The 13,768-nt window shown below is 69.0% G+C and carries 12 protein-coding genes; 7 read left to right on the plus strand and 5 right to left on the minus strand.

The window, feature by feature from the left end; translation table 11 throughout:
• The first annotated feature begins 7 nt into the window (after positions 1 to 7).
• Positions 8 to 1,408: a dihydrolipoyl dehydrogenase gene (gene lpdA / locus M9M90_RS10720; protein WP_254833234.1), complete on the plus strand. Its 1,401-nt coding sequence runs from the start codon at positions 8 to 10 to the stop codon at positions 1,406 to 1,408.
• A 12-nt stretch (positions 1,409 to 1,420) separates the two neighbouring features.
• Here lpdA and M9M90_RS10725 read toward each other — a convergent pair whose 3' ends face one another.
• From M9M90_RS10725 to M9M90_RS10735, 3 genes are all read right to left on the minus strand, one after another.
• Complete coding sequence (locus M9M90_RS10725) at positions 1,421 to 1,816, minus strand: DoxX family protein (protein ID WP_254833235.1); 396 nt, start codon at positions 1,814 to 1,816, stop codon at positions 1,421 to 1,423.
• Positions 1,817 to 1,856: 40 nt separating this feature from the next.
• The gene (locus tag M9M90_RS10730) at positions 1,857 to 3,413 is read right to left on the minus strand and encodes an AMP-binding protein (RefSeq protein WP_254833236.1); all 1,557 of its coding nucleotides are present in this window, start codon (positions 3,411 to 3,413) and stop codon (positions 1,857 to 1,859) included.
• Positions 3,414 to 3,545: 132 nt separating this feature from the next.
• On the minus strand, positions 3,546 to 4,550 hold the full coding sequence (locus M9M90_RS10735) for an alpha/beta fold hydrolase (protein ID WP_254833237.1): 1,005 nt from the start codon (positions 4,548 to 4,550) through the stop codon (positions 3,546 to 3,548).
• A 77-nt stretch (positions 4,551 to 4,627) separates the two neighbouring features.
• On the opposite strand from M9M90_RS10735, the gene lipA reads away from it, so the two are divergent.
• Positions 4,628 to 5,590: a lipoyl synthase gene (gene lipA, locus M9M90_RS10740; protein ID WP_254833238.1), complete on the plus strand. Its 963-nt coding sequence runs from the start codon at positions 4,628 to 4,630 to the stop codon at positions 5,588 to 5,590.
• A gap of 4 nt (positions 5,591 to 5,594) precedes the next feature.
• Entirely contained in the window at positions 5,595 to 6,038 is a 444-nt protein-coding gene (locus M9M90_RS10745) for a type II toxin-antitoxin system RatA family toxin (RefSeq protein WP_254833239.1), read from the plus strand.
• Here the strand turns inward: M9M90_RS10745 and M9M90_RS10750 are convergent.
• A complete protein-coding gene (locus M9M90_RS10750; protein WP_254833240.1) occupies positions 6,035 to 6,526 on the minus strand; it encodes a CinA family protein in 492 nt (163 codons plus the stop codon). The genes M9M90_RS10745 and M9M90_RS10750 overlap by 4 nt on opposite strands.
• Positions 6,527 to 6,642: 116 nt before the next feature.
• Here M9M90_RS10750 and M9M90_RS10755 point away from each other — a divergent pair, with 116 nt between their 5' ends.
• Entirely contained in the window at positions 6,643 to 8,856 is a 2,214-nt protein-coding gene (locus M9M90_RS10755; RefSeq protein ID WP_254833241.1) for a spermidine synthase, read from the plus strand.
• Positions 8,857 to 8,943: 87 nt separating this feature from the next.
• On the opposite strand, the gene M9M90_RS10760 is transcribed toward M9M90_RS10755, so the two are convergent.
• Entirely contained in the window at positions 8,944 to 10,089 is a 1,146-nt protein-coding gene (locus M9M90_RS10760) for a bifunctional 2-C-methyl-D-erythritol 4-phosphate cytidylyltransferase/2-C-methyl-D-erythritol 2,4-cyclodiphosphate synthase (protein WP_254833242.1), read from the minus strand.
• Positions 10,090 to 10,179: 90 nt separating this feature from the next.
• Here M9M90_RS10760 and dusB point away from each other — a divergent pair, with 90 nt between their 5' ends.
• The 3 genes from dusB to M9M90_RS10775 are packed head-to-tail and all read left to right on the plus strand — an operon-like array spanning position 10,180 to position 13,735.
• Positions 10,180 to 11,190 carry a tRNA dihydrouridine synthase DusB gene (gene dusB / locus M9M90_RS10765; protein WP_254833243.1) on the plus strand — a complete coding sequence of 337 codons (1,011 nt, stop codon included), beginning with the start codon at positions 10,180 to 10,182 and terminating at the stop codon, positions 11,188 to 11,190.
• On the plus strand, positions 11,187 to 12,308 hold the full coding sequence (locus M9M90_RS10770; RefSeq protein ID WP_254833244.1) for a nitrogen regulation protein NR(II): 1,122 nt from the start codon (positions 11,187 to 11,189) through the stop codon (positions 12,306 to 12,308). The genes dusB and M9M90_RS10770 overlap by 4 nt, the downstream gene beginning before the upstream one ends.
• Complete coding sequence (locus tag M9M90_RS10775; RefSeq protein WP_254833245.1) at positions 12,305 to 13,735, plus strand: sigma 54-interacting transcriptional regulator; 1,431 nt, start codon at positions 12,305 to 12,307, stop codon at positions 13,733 to 13,735. Before M9M90_RS10770 ends, M9M90_RS10775 begins: the two co-directional genes overlap by 4 nt.
• Positions 13,736 to 13,768 lie beyond the last annotated feature (33 nt).

The following is a 13,768-nucleotide window of genomic DNA, read 5'->3' on the forward strand; positions in this document are numbered from 1 at the left end:
TGAGAACATGGATTTCGACGTCATCATCATCGGGTCGGGACCGGGCGGCTATGTGACCGCCATCCGCGCCAGCCAGCTCGGCTTCAAGACCGCCATCGTCGAGCGCGAGACCCTGGGCGGGGTCTGCCTGAACTGGGGCTGCATCCCCACCAAGGCCCTGCTCAAGTCCGGCGAGGCCTATGAGAACCTGAGCCACCTGGCCGACTACGGCATCAAGATCGACAAGGCCTCGTTCGATTTCAGCAAGGTCATCGAGCGTTCGCGCAAGGTGGCCGGCCAGCTCAACGCCGGCGTCGCCTTCCTGATGAAGAAACACAAGATCGAGGTGATTGAGGGGACCGCCAAGCTGGAGAAGGGGCAGGGGGCTCCCAAGGTCGTGGTGGCCCTCAAGGCCGGCGGCTCGCGGGCCGTCCAGGCCAAGCACGTGATCCTGGCGACGGGGGCGCGGGCCCGCACCATCCCGGCCATCGGCCTGGAGCCGGACGGCGACCGGGTCTGGACCTATCGCGAGGCCATGGTCCCCAAGGCCGCGCCCAAGTCGTTGATCGTCGTCGGCTCGGGCGCCATCGGCATCGAGTTCGCCAGCTTCTACCGGGCCCTGGGCTCGGAGGTCACGGTCGTCGAGGCCCTGCCGCGCATCCTGCCGGTGGAGGACGAAGAGGTCTCCAAGGCCGCCCACAAGGCCTTCGAGAAGCGCGGCCTGAAGTTCCGGGTCGGGGCCAGCGTCAAGAAGCTGACCAGGTCAAAAGCCGGGGTCGCGGTCGAGCTCGAGGCCGGCGGCAAGGCCGAGACGCTCACCGCCGATGTCGCCATCGTCGCCGTGGGCATCGTCGGCAATGTCGAGGACCTGGGCCTGGAGGCCTTGGGCGTGCAGATCGAGAAGAGCCACGTGGTCATCGACAGCCACGGCGGCACGGGCGTCGCGGGGCTCTACGCGATCGGCGACGTGGCCGGCCCGCCCTGGCTCGCCCACAAGGCCAGCCACGAGGGGGTGCACTGCGTCGAGCACATTGCGGGACTGAAACCCACGAACCTCAACTCGCCGATCCCCGGCTGCACCTATTCCAGCCCGCAGATCGCCTCGGTGGGCCTGACCGAAGACCAGGCCAAGGCGCAGGGGATCGCGATCAAGGTCGGCCGCTTCCCGTTCAAGGTGAACGGGAAGGCCATCGCCTCTGGCGAGACCGAGGGTTTCGTGAAGACCGTCTTCGACGAGAAGACCGGAGCGCTGATCGGGGCCCACATGATCGGCGCCGAGGTCACCGAGATGATCCAGGGCTATGTCCTGGCCATCACCATGGAGGCCACCGAAGCCGAGTTGCAGGCCACCGTCTACCCACACCCGACCATGAGCGAGGCCATGCACGAGGCGGCCCTCGACGCCTACGGGCGGGTCCTGCACATCTGACGGGCGGTCGAGCTAGCTCTTCTTCCGGACGATCGTGTCCAGGCTCCACGGGCCGGGGCCGGCGAAGACTAGGTAGAGGAAGACGAAGCAGAACATAATGGCCAGCTCGCCGCCGTTCAGCGCCGGCCAGAAGCCCTGGCTGCCATGGGCGACGAAATAGGCCACGGCCATCTGGCCCGAGGAGAGGAAGGCCGCCACGCGGGTGAAGAGCCCAACGGCGATCAGGCCGCCGCCAACCACTTCGAGCCAGGCCGCGGCCATCAGCATCGGCGGCAGGGGATCGGGCGCCCCGGGCTGAGGCGCCGGGAAGTCGAACAGCTTCATCAGGCCGTGCTGCATGAAGAGCAGGGCGGTGATGATCCGCAGGATGCTGAGCACCCGCGGCGCCCAGAGGCTGAGATTCGACATGCGGTCTCCCCCTAGCCCGGCCACGACGGCCGGTTGATCGTCAGGCGGCCCGGAGGCTGTCGGCCTCCGCCATCCGCAGGATCGCCACATAGTCGGTCTTGCCGGTGCCCAGGACCGGGACCTCGGTGACCTTGATGATCTTGCGCGGCACCGCCAACTCCGGAGCGCCGATCGCCTGGGCGTGGGCGACCAGGGGCGTGGAGTCGGCGTCGCGGCGGTCGGTGACCAGCACCAGGCGTTCGCCCTTCTTGGAATCGGGCATGGCGATTACGGCATGGCGGCTCTCGGGCCACACGGCCGTGGCGATGTCCTCCGCGGCGGTCAGGGAAACCATCTCGCCGCCGACCTTGGCGAAGCGCTTCACCCGCCCCAGGATCTTGATCCAGCCGTCGTCGGTGAGGTCGACCACGTCGCCGGTGTCGTGCCAGCCGTCGGGCGGGGCCTCGATCACGCCGCCGGCGGTCAGGTAGCCGGCCATGATGTTGGCGCCGCGCACATAGAGCCGGCCGCCGCCAGGGATGCCTTCCACCGGCTCCAACCGCGTCTCGATGCCCGGCAGGAGGCCGCCGACCGTGCCGCGCCGATTGTCGGTGGGCTTGTTCACCGCGATTACGGGGGCGGCCTCGGTGGCGCCGTAGCCTTCCAGGACCGGCACGTCGCCGAACCGGTCGCGGATGAGGTTGTGGGTCTCTTCGCGAACCTTTTCAGCGCCGCAGACGATGAACTGCAGGCCCGACAGCTCGTCGCGCTCGGCCACTCGGGCGTACTGGTTGAGGAAGGTGTCGGTGGCGAACAGGATCGAGGCGCCGGTGTCCTTGATCAGCGGCGGGATCTGCTTGACGTGCAGCGGAGAGGGATACTCGAAGGCCTTCATGCCCTTGAGGATCGGCAGCAGCGCCCCGCCGGTCAGGCCGAAACAGTGGAAGGTGGGCAGGGGATTGAACATGACCCATGAGGGATCGAGCGGGATGTGCTCGGCGATCTGGTTCACATTGGCGATCAGGTTCGCCTGGGTCAGGACCACTCCGCGCGGGGCGCCGAAACTGCCTGAAGTGAACAGGATCACGCCGGGATCAGAGGGTTTGGTCTCGGCCCGGAAGTTCTTCGGAAAGGCGCCCGCCGCGGCGGCGAACAGCTTGTCGGCGATGCCGATCTTCTCGCGCACGTCCTCCAGGTAGGTGACCTGTGCAACCGTCTCCAGGGCGTCGATCAGGTCGTGCAGCTTGCCCTGCTCGACGAAGCGATGCGAGGTCAGGACGCGCTTCACGCCCGCCAGTTCGCAAGCGGCCTTCAGGTTGCGGATACCGGCCGTGAAGTTGAGCATGGTCGGCGTGCGCCCGAAGGCGTGCAGCGCGAAGAAGGTGACCACCACGGCCGAGCTGGACGGGAGCAGTATGCCCACATGCTCGCCCCTGTCGGTCATGCCGGCGATCTTCCGCCCCAGCGCGAAAGCGCCGCGGATAAGGTCGGTATAGGTGAGCGGATTGCGCTCCTGGTCTTCCAGGATCGGCTTCTTCGCGCCGTACTTGGCGCGCGCCTCGATGAGGGCGTCGAACAACGACAGTCCGGCCCCGGTGGATTCATTGGTACGCGACAAAGGCGACAACCTCCCCGATCGTCTCGCCATATTCATTGCGGCGGAGCCTATCGCCCGGACCCGTCATTGAAAAGATATGTTACAGGCCGTGAGGGAGCAGGCGTACGACCTGCCGGAAATGTCACGCCGAACCTACTGATCCTGCGGGATATTTCGCTGGGTCTCGACGGTCGCTGCAATGAAGGCGAGGGTCTCCTTTCGCCAGGCTTCGCGCCAGGGATCGGCTTCCAGGTGCAGGGCGCGCCGCGCGCCGGGGACGGGAACAGCGCGGCACCGGGGCGCCTCGCGGCACAGGGAAGCGCCAAGCTCGCCGGGATTTAGCATCAGGATGGGGGCCCGCGTGGCGGCGGCCCGTTCGATGGCCTTGCGGCTGGCGGCTCGGTGCGCGCCGAGCCAGCCGCGGCTCGGTCCGCTCATGCGCAGGTCAGGATTGGCGGTCTGCCACGCCTGGCCGATCTTGCCCCGCCAGCGGTCGTGGGTGAACCCCCGGGAGAGGTCATCGGGCCCGTCGCGGGTCCATGCCTTCCAGCCCGGGGCGGCGAGCCGGTCGAGGCCGGGCGCCCATTTCGGGGCCGGCTCCGCCACATCGGCCGAGAGCCAGGGCGAGGATGCGATCACGCCATCGACCTTCAGGCCGGATTGGACCGCGGCCAGGGCCACGGCCGCGCCGTCGGCGTGTCCCAGCAGGATGACCGGCATGTCCTGCGGCGCCCGGACCACGACTTTCAGCAGGTGCATCAGACCGGTGACGTCCGGGTCGAAACTCGGCGCGTGGCCCAGGTCGCGGGGCAGGACGAAGCGCTCGGAGCCGCCCTGGCCGGCGCGGTCCAGGATCCAGACCGTATAGCCTTCGCCCGCCAGGTCGCGGACCGTCTCGAACCAGACCTCGGCGCTCTCGCCGTAGCCGGGGACGATAACCACCACGGCGCGCGGCGCCCGCGATGTGCTGGCCACGCCGTAGCGCTGGACGGGATTCAGGCCGGTGCGGATGAAGCCCCAGGCCCAGCCCTCGGGCGGCTGGAACCGCGCGCCGAGCGAGGGCGGGACCCGGCTTTCGGCAAACGGCGCGCGTGCCTCGTCGCGTCCGCAAGCCGCGAGAACCAGGAGCAAGGCGGCGATCACGGACGCACGGATCATCGTTGAGTTTGAGCATGCGGCGGGTGGCCGCTCAATCACGGCTTGATCCGGAGGCTTCGAAAGACGATCTAGGCCCCATGGCGACCGTCATCGATACGCTCAGCGGCGCGCGTCCGCGCCATCCCGAGAAGCAGGCCCGGCCGGACACCCCGATGCTGCGCAAGCCCGAGTGGCTGCGTGTCCGGGCGCCGGGTTCGCCCGGCTACAACGCCACCCGCGCCATCGTGAAGGAACATGGCCTCACGACCGTCTGCGCGGAGGCGGCCTGCCCGAACATCGGCGAGTGCTGGAGCCAGAACCACGCCACCATGATGATCATGGGCGAGATCTGCACCCGGGCCTGCGCCTTCTGCAACGTCGCCACCGGCAAGCCCAATGCGCTGGATCCGACCGAGCCCTCCCGGGTCGGCGACGCGGTGGCCAAGATGGGCCTGAAGCACGTGGTCATCACCTCGGTGGACCGCGACGACCTTGCCGATGGGGGCGCGGCCCACTTCGCCGCGGTGGTCCATGCGATCCGCGCCGCCGCGCCCGGCACGACGGTGGAGATCCTGACGCCGGACTTCCTGAGGAAGCCGACGGCGGCCGCCGAGGCGGTCATCGATTCAAGGCCGGACGTCTTCAACCACAACCTGGAGACCGTGCCGCGGCTCTATCTCTCGATCCGACCCGGCGCGCGCTATTTCCACTCCCTGCGACTGCTGGAGCGGGTGAAGGAGCGCGACCCCAACCAGTTCACCAAGTCCGGCCTGATGGTCGGCCTGGGCGAGACCAAGGAGGAGGTCATGCAGGTGATGGACGACATGCGCTCGGCCGGGATCGATTTCCTGACCATCGGCCAGTACCTGCAGCCCACACGCAAGCACGCCGCCGTCGACCGTTTCGTGCACCCCGACGAGTTCCGCGCCTATGAGGAGATCGCCCGGGCCAAGGGCTTCCTCATGGTCTCGGCCAGTCCGCTGACGAGGTCCTCGCACCATGCCGGCGAGGACTTCGCCCGGCTGAAGGCCGCGCGGCTCGCCAAGGACGCGGCGGCCTAGGGACTTGCAGCACCACGTCGAGAAGACGCTGCCCTATACGCCCGACCAGCTCTTCGCCCTGGTGGGCGACATCGAGGCCTATCCGCAGTTCGTGCCGTGGATTCAGTCCATGCGCACCTGGAACGCCCGCCTGGAAGGGCAGGGGGTCAGCCTGGTCGACGCCCAGGCCGGGGTCGGGTTCTCGTTCCTGAAGGAGAAGTTCTCCACCCGCGTCCGCCGCGACGCCGACGGCCGGCAGATCGACGTGGCCCTGCTGTCAGGACCGTTCCGTCACCTCGCCAACCGCTGGAAGTTCGTCGAGGTCCCGGGCGGCACGAAGATCGAGTTCGATATAGATTTCGAATTCAAATCCCGTCTGCTCGCCGGTCTGCTTTCCGCAAACTTCCACCACGCGGTGGACAAGCTGATGGCCTGCTTCGAGGCGCGAGCTAAGGCGCTCTACGGCTAACTCATCCGGTCTCGCAGGGCTTGCAGGGCCGCCTGGATCGCCAGTTCCTGGATCTCCGCCCGGGTCTCGCCGTCGAACAGTTCGGCGCGGTGCATCAGACCGTGATTGGTGCGGGCCGTGGCGATGTGGACCGTGCCGACCGGCTTCAGCCGCGTGCCGCCCGTGGGGCCCGCGACGCCGGTGACCGCCACGGCGATGTGGGCGTTGGAGGCCTCCAGGGCGCCCTCGGCCATCATCCGGGCCACCGGTTCGGACACCGCGCCCAGGTCGGCGATCAGGTCGCCGGGAACCCCCAGCATCTCCTGCTTGGCGCGGTTGGTGTAGGTGATGAAACCGCGCTCGAAGACATCGGAGGCGCCGGGGATCGAACAGATCGCGCCGGCCACCAGTCCGCCGGTGCAGCTCTCGGCGGTGACGATCCGCAGGGACCGTTCCCGGGCCTCGTCGATCAGCAGCCGCGCCAGGGTGACGATCTCCAGGGAAAACATGGCGCGGAACTCCAAATGGCTAGGCAAGGCGAAGGCGAGACCACAACATCGCCCTTCGTGCGGATACAAGCCGAATCGAGCCCATGACCACTGTTGAAAAGGCCGTCCGGCCAAGCTTGAGCGTCGCACCCGCGCTCTTCGTCGTCACCATCTTCGCCAGCGCCGGCCTGGTCTTCATGGTCCAGCCCATGGTGGCCAAGCTGGTTCTGCCCTTGCTCGGCGGCAGCCCGTCGGTCTGGAACACCTCCATCGCCTTCTTCCAGGGGGCGCTGCTGGCCGGCTACGGCTACGCCCACCTGCTGCAGAGGGTCGCCTCGATCCGCGGCCAGGCCCTGGTCCACGGCGCCGCCCTGCTGCTGGCGGCCCTGACCCTGCCGCTGCATGTAACTGGCGTGTTCGGGGAACCGAGCTCGGAGCATCCGTCGCTCTGGCTGCTAGGGGTGCTGGCGGTCTCCATCGGGGCGCCGTTCGCGGTGCTGTCGGCGACCGCGCCGCTGGTCCAGGCCTGGCATGCGCGGACCCTGCACGCCGAGACCGGGGCCGAGCCCTATGTCCTCTACGCCGCGTCGAACCTGGGCAGCCTGCTGGCCCTGCTGGCCTATCCCATCGTCGTCGAGCCCCTCGCCACCCTGCGCCACCAGACCCTGGGCTGGAGCCTGGGCTACGGGACCTTCATCCTGCTCATGGGGGCGTTGGCCATGGCCGTCTCTCGCGCCCCTTCGGTCGTGGCCGAGACCGCCAGGGCCGAGGCCGGACCCGCGCCGACCTGGCGCCAGCGTCTGGTCTGGATCGCGCTCGCGGCCATCCCGTCCAGCCTGATGCTGGGGGTCACGACCCATCTGACTACGGACGTGGCCTCGGCGCCGTTCATCTGGGTGGTGCCGCTGGCGCTCTATCTCGGCACCTTCATCATCGCCTTTTCCGACAAGCCGCTGATCTCCGAGCACACGACGCTGATCCTGCAGGCCGCGGCGGTGGCCGCTTGCGCCGGCCTGTTGCCGTTCAAGCACGTACATCTGCTGCTGCAGGTCTTCGTCCACCTGTCGGCGTTCTTCCTGACGGCGCTCATGTGCCATCAGGCCCTGGTCGCCAGGCGACCGAATCCGGCTCACCTCACAGAGTTCTATCTGTGGATGTCGTTGGGCGGCGTGGTGGGCGGATCGTTCAACGCCTTCGTGGCGCCTGTCATCTTCAACAACGTCTGGGAATATCCCCTCGTGCTGGCGCTTGCCTGCCTGGCCCGGCCCGGATGGGGAAATATCGAGCCCTGGCGGTGGATCACCTTCGGCCTCGGCGCGGCTGGAGCCGTCGCGGCGCCGATCCTCGCCGGCCTCAACCTTCTCGGCGACAAGATGGACCTGGCGGGGACCGCGGCCTTGACCGTCGCCGTGGTGGCGGCCTTCGTCTCACGGCAGCGCGCGATCATGCTTTTCGGCCTCATCGCGATTCTGTCGGTCGGGGCCGAGGTCGTGGGCGACAAGGTCGATGTCCGCCAGAGCTGGCGCAGTTTCTTCGGCGTGGTCCGCCAGTCGGAAATGCCGGTCCCGGCCATGAAGGGCCAGGTTCGGATGCTGTCGCATGGCACCACCCTGCACGGCGCCCAGGCGCAGCATCCGGACTATGACTGCCGGCCGCTGGTCTATTATGCGCCCGAGACCCCGATCGGACAGGTCTTCACGCGAGGCCATGCCGGGACCAAGCCCCTGCGGATCGGGGCGGTGGGCCTGGGGACCGGGGCGGTGGCCGCCTATACCCGGCCCGGCGACCACCTCACCTTCTTCGAGATCGACCCGATGGTCATCGCGATCTCCACCGACAAAAAACACTTCAGCTACACCACCACCTGCGCCAGCGGGGTGATCGATTTCGTCCTGGGCGACGCGCGCCTGACCCTGGCCAAGCAGCCCGACGACAACTTCGACATCCTGCTGATCGACGCCTTCTCGTCCGACGCCGTGCCGGCCCACCTGCTGACCGTCGAGGCGGTGAAGGGCTATCTGGCCAAGCTGAAGCCGGACGGGGTGCTGATCCTGCACCTGTCGAACCGCAACCTGGAGCTCCGCAGCCCGGCCATGGCGGTGGCGGAGGCCGCCGGCGGCTTCGCGGTGATCCAGCGGCACGACGCGGCCGAGGACAGCCCACCGCTCTGGGAATCCTCCGAGGACGCCATACTGATCACCAAGACCCTGAAGGCCATCGAGCCCTACGAGGCCGATCCGCGCTGGAAACCCACCGACCCCACTGCCGCGCGGCCCTGGACCGACGACTACATGAATCTGATCGGCGCGCTCTACGCCCAGCTCAAAGAGCGCTGGACCTGGATGCCGTAGAGCCATTTGTTCAAAAGGCTCTAGTTCAAAAGTGTAGAGCGTGATCGCCGCCGAAACCGGCATCCAATTTCGGCTACACGCTCTAGCCTAGGCTGGGGTCTCGACGGACACCACGGCCTGGGCCAGCAGGCCTTCCTCGCGGCCGGTGAAGCCCATGCCCTCGGTCGTGGTGGCCTTCACGCTGACCCGGTCGAGGGGCAGGGCCATCAGCTCGGCGAGGCGTCGGCGCATGGCGTCGCGATGCGGACGGATCTTGGGGCGCTCGCAGACCAGGGTGACGTCGGCGTTGAGGATTCGCCCGCCCTTGGCCGCCACCAGGCCGACCGCGTGGCTGAGGAAACGGTCGGACGAGACGCCCTTCCACTGCGGGTCGGACGGCGGGAAGTGCTCGCCGATGTCCCCCTCGCCGATGGCGCCGAGGATGGCGTCGGTCAGGGCGTGCAGGCCGGCGTCGGCGTCGGAATGGCCGATCAGGGCGGCGTCGTGGTCGATCCTCACCCCACAGAGCCAGACCGCGTCGCCGGGCCCCCAGCGATGGGCGTCGAGCCCCTGGCCGATTCTGACGATGCGGTTCTGGCCGGTGAGCCGTTCGGCCATGGCGAAGTCCTCGGGATAGGTCAGCTTCATCAGCATGGGGTCGCCGGGGACCATCACCACCCGGCCGCCGGCCCGCTCCACCACGGCGGCGTCGTCGGTGGGCTCGGCGTCGGCGGGCCAGACAGCGTAGGCCTCGCGCAGGGTCGCGAGGCGGAAGGCCTGGGGCGTCTGGGCGCGCCATAGGCCGTCCCGGGAAACGGTTTCCGTGATGGCCTCGCCGCCGCGCTTGAGGGTGTCGGCCACGGCCAGGGCAGGGACCGCGCCGTCGGCGCCGGCGAGGGCTGCAAGCAAGGCCTCCACATGGGTTCCGGTCACGAAGGGCCGCGCGGCGTCGTGAATCAGCACGGCTTCGTCGACAGGGCCTGCCAGGGCGGCGAGACCGGCCTGGACCGACTGCGCCCGCGTGGCGCCGCCAGCCACGGCCTTCCAGTTCGCCAGGCCGTCCAGGACGTCATTCACCGCTTCAAGGCGATCCGACGCGGTCACCACTACGATTTCACGCGCCCCAGCCGCCGCCAGGGCCTCGACCGACCAACGCAGGATCGGCCGGCCGCCCAGCATCCGCCACGGCTTGGGCGCGCCGGGCCCCGCCCGCGTGCTAGATCCCGCCGCCACGATCACCGCCGAAAAGGTCATGGCGTGTGTTTAACCGAGGCCGGTCGGCTGTCCAGGCTTTACGGCGCCGCACAATATGCCTAAAAAGGGTGCGATCGGGGTGCGTAAGAAATGAGCAGTAAGCTCCATATCGGAGACGTGGCAGTCGGCGGCCGGGCGTGGATCGCGCCAATGACGGGCGTTTCCGACCTGCCGTTCCGCCGCGCGGCCAGCAAGCTGGGCGCGGCCTATGTGGCCACCGAGATGGTCGCCTGCGCGGAGTTCTCCAAGGGCCGCCCCGACGTCGTGCGCCGCGCCGCCGTGGGGGAGGGACTGCCGCTGATGGTGGTCCAGCTCGTGGGCCGCGATCCTGTCCACATCGCAGAGGGCGCGAGGTTGGCCGCCAAGGCCGGCGCGCAGATCATCGATCTGAACTTCGGTTGCCCGGCCAAGGAGGTGACCGGTGTGCTCTCGGGGTCGGCCCTGATGCGCGATCCGGACCTCGCCGAGCGCCTGATGGCCGCGGCGGTGGACGCGGTTCCCGACATCCCGGTGACGGTGAAGATGCGGCTGGGCTGGGATCAGGCCAGCAAGAACGCCCCCGACATCGCCGCCCGCGCCCAGGCCCGGGGGGTCAAGGCGGTCACCATCCACGGCCGCACCCGCAGCCAGTTCTACAAGGACGCCGCCGACTGGTCGGCCGTGGCGGCGGTCAAGGCCGAAGTCACGATCCCAGTGGTGGTCAATGGCGACATCGTCGACGGCGACAGCGCGCGGGCGGCTCTGCTGGCGTCCGGCGCCGACGCCGTGATGGTCGGGCGCGGCGTCTATGGCCGGCCCTGGATCGCCGCCCAGATCGAGGCGGCCCTGGATGGACGGATGTTCGTGGCTCCGGCGGCCGAAGCGCGGCTGACCATCGCCCTGGACCATTTCAACGACAGTCTGAAGTTCTACGGCGACCGTCTGGGCCTGCGGATCTTCCGCAAGCACCTGGCGGCCTATGTCGACAACGCGCCCTGGCCCAACGAGGCCGAGGCCCGGCGAAGCGCCCGATCCGCGCTCTGCCGTCTGGAGGATCCGGGAGAGGTCGAACGTGGCCTGATCGCGCTGTGGCGCGATCCCCAGACGAGATTGGCGGCATGAACGGTCAATTTAGATCCGCATCCGGCGGCGCGAACCTGGAGGCGATGAAGGCCCAGGCCTTCGACCTTTCCCCCGAACCGGCGCTGGTGGTGAACCGGGACGGCGCCCTGGTGGCCGTGAACGAGGCGGCGGAGCGGCTGTTCGGGGCGGGCCTCAGCCTGCTGGCGCGGGGCCGCTTCGGCGCGGCCCTGCCGACCGGATCGGCGCTGGTGTCGCTGCTGAACCGCGCCATCGAGGAAGGCGCGCCGATCCGCGAGCGCGGGGTGGAGATCAGCCTATTCGGCCACCCGTCCTTCGAAGCCGACGGCGCGGCGGCCCCCTTGGGCGACGGCTCGGTCCTGCTGACCCTGCACGTGAAGGGCGGGTCGCTGGGCGGCGAACACACGGGCGCGGAGGCCGCGGGCCTGCGCACCATCGTGGGGCTGGGACGCATGCTGGCCCACGAGATCAAGAACCCGCTGATGGGCATCCGCGGCGCGGCCCAGCTGCTGAAGTCCGGCGCCAAGGCCGAGGACGCGCCGCTGGCCCAGCTCATCGTCGACGAGACCGACCGGGTGCGTCGGCTGGTCGATCGGATGGAGGCCTTCTCGGACGACGCCCTGCCGGACTGCCGGCCGGTCAACATCCACCAGGTCCTGGACCGGGTGAAGGCCCTGGCGGCCAACGGGGTCGCCGACGGCCTGTCGCTCACCGACGATTACGACCCCTCCCTGCCGCCGGCCTTCGGCGACGAGGACCAGCTGATCCAGATCTTCCTGAACCTGGTGAAGAACGCCGCCGAGGCCGCCCATTCGCGGGGCGACGGCCGGGGGGCGATCACCGTCCATACCGCCTACCGCCACGGCGTGCGGGTTCGGGCCTCCAAGGGCCAGACCCTGCGCGGGGCTCCGCTGGAGATCCGGGTGCAGGACAATGGTCCCGGCGTCCCGAGCCACCTGCGCGAGAGCCTGTTCCAGCCCTTCGTCACCACCAAGACCCACGGGGCGGGCCTGGGCCTGGCCCTGGTCGCCAAGCTGGTGGCCGGCCATGGCGGCCTGATCGATTTCGAGTCCGAGCCAGGTCGCACGACCTTCCGCGTGCTGTTGCCCATCGCTTCTCAAGAGGACATCACCGCATGAACGTCGCGGCCAACGCCAATAAGAAAATCCTGATCGCCGACGACGACGCCTCCATCCGACTGGTCCTTAGCCAGGCCTTCAGCCGCCTGGGCTACCAGGTTCGCGCCACGGGCAACGCCACGACCCTGCTGAAATGGGTCTCCGACGGGGAGGGGGACCTGGTCGTCACCGACGTGGTCATGCCCGACGAGAACGTGTTCGACGTCCTGCCGCGCATCCGCAAGGAGCGGCCGAAGCTGCCGGTCATCGTGATGAGCGCCCAGAACACCCTGCTGACGGCGGTCAACGCCGCCGAGGTGGGCGCCTTCGAATACATCTCCAAGCCCTTCGACCTGGACGACATGACCTCGGCGGCGCGCCGGGCCCTGGCGCGGCCAGCCGACTCCGACGCCTCCAAGGCCCAGGCCCGCGCCCTGCGCGACGAGCGCCTGCCGCTGATCGGCCGCTCGGGCCCCATGCAGGACGTCTATCGCACCATCGCCCGCCTGGTGGGGGCCGACCTCACCGTCCTGATCCTGGGGGAGAGCGGCACCGGCAAGGAGCTGGTCGCCCGGGCCCTGCACGACATGGGCCGGCGCAAGGACGGCAAGTTCGTGGTCATCAACCTGGCCGCCGTGCCGCGAGAACGGGTCGAGGCCGAGCTGTTCGGCCGGGACGACGGCGACTACGGCAAGCTGGTGGAGGCCGACGGCGGCACGCTGTTCCTGGACGAGATCGGCGACATGCCGCTGGACGCCCAGACCCGCCTGCTGCGGGTGATCGACGGATCGGAGCAGACTCTGAACCCCCGGACGGGCCGGCGGCCCAATGTGCGGATCATCGCGGCCACCAACCGCGACCTGCGCGGGCTGATCCAGCAGGGGCTGTTCCGCGAGGACCTGTTCTTCCGCCTGAACGTGGCGCCCTTGCGCCTGCCGCCGCTGCGGGACCGCACCGACGACATCCCGGACCTGGCGCGGGCCTTCCTGCTGCGGGCCAACCGCGAGGGCCTGCCGTCCAAGACCATCGACGCCGCGGCCCTGGAACGCCTGAAGCTGCACGCCTGGCCGGGCAATGTCCGCGAGCTGGAGAACCTGATCCGCCGCATCTGCGCGCTCTATGGCGAGGAGCTGATCAGCGCCCGAATCGTGGAGCGTGAACTCGCCGACCAGCAGCCGGTGATTCCGGGCCACGACGGGCCGGTGACCCTGGCGACCCTGGTGGAGCGCCACCTGGGCGGCTATTTCGCCGAACAGCCCGACGGCATCCCGCCCGTCGGCCTCTATGACCGGGTGCTAGAGGAGATCGAGCGCCCGCTGATCCAGCTCACCCTGACGGCGACCCGGGGCAACCAGGTCCGCGCCGCCGAGATCCTGGGCCTCAACCGCAACACCCTGCGCAAGAAGATCCAGGACCTTGGCGTGGAGATGAGCCGCGGGCGGCGGTAGGCGTTATACGAACTCCGCTCATCCCGGCCTTCG

This window comes from Phenylobacterium sp. LH3H17 (assembly GCF_024298925.1).
Classification (GTDB): domain Bacteria; phylum Pseudomonadota; class Alphaproteobacteria; order Caulobacterales; family Caulobacteraceae; genus Phenylobacterium.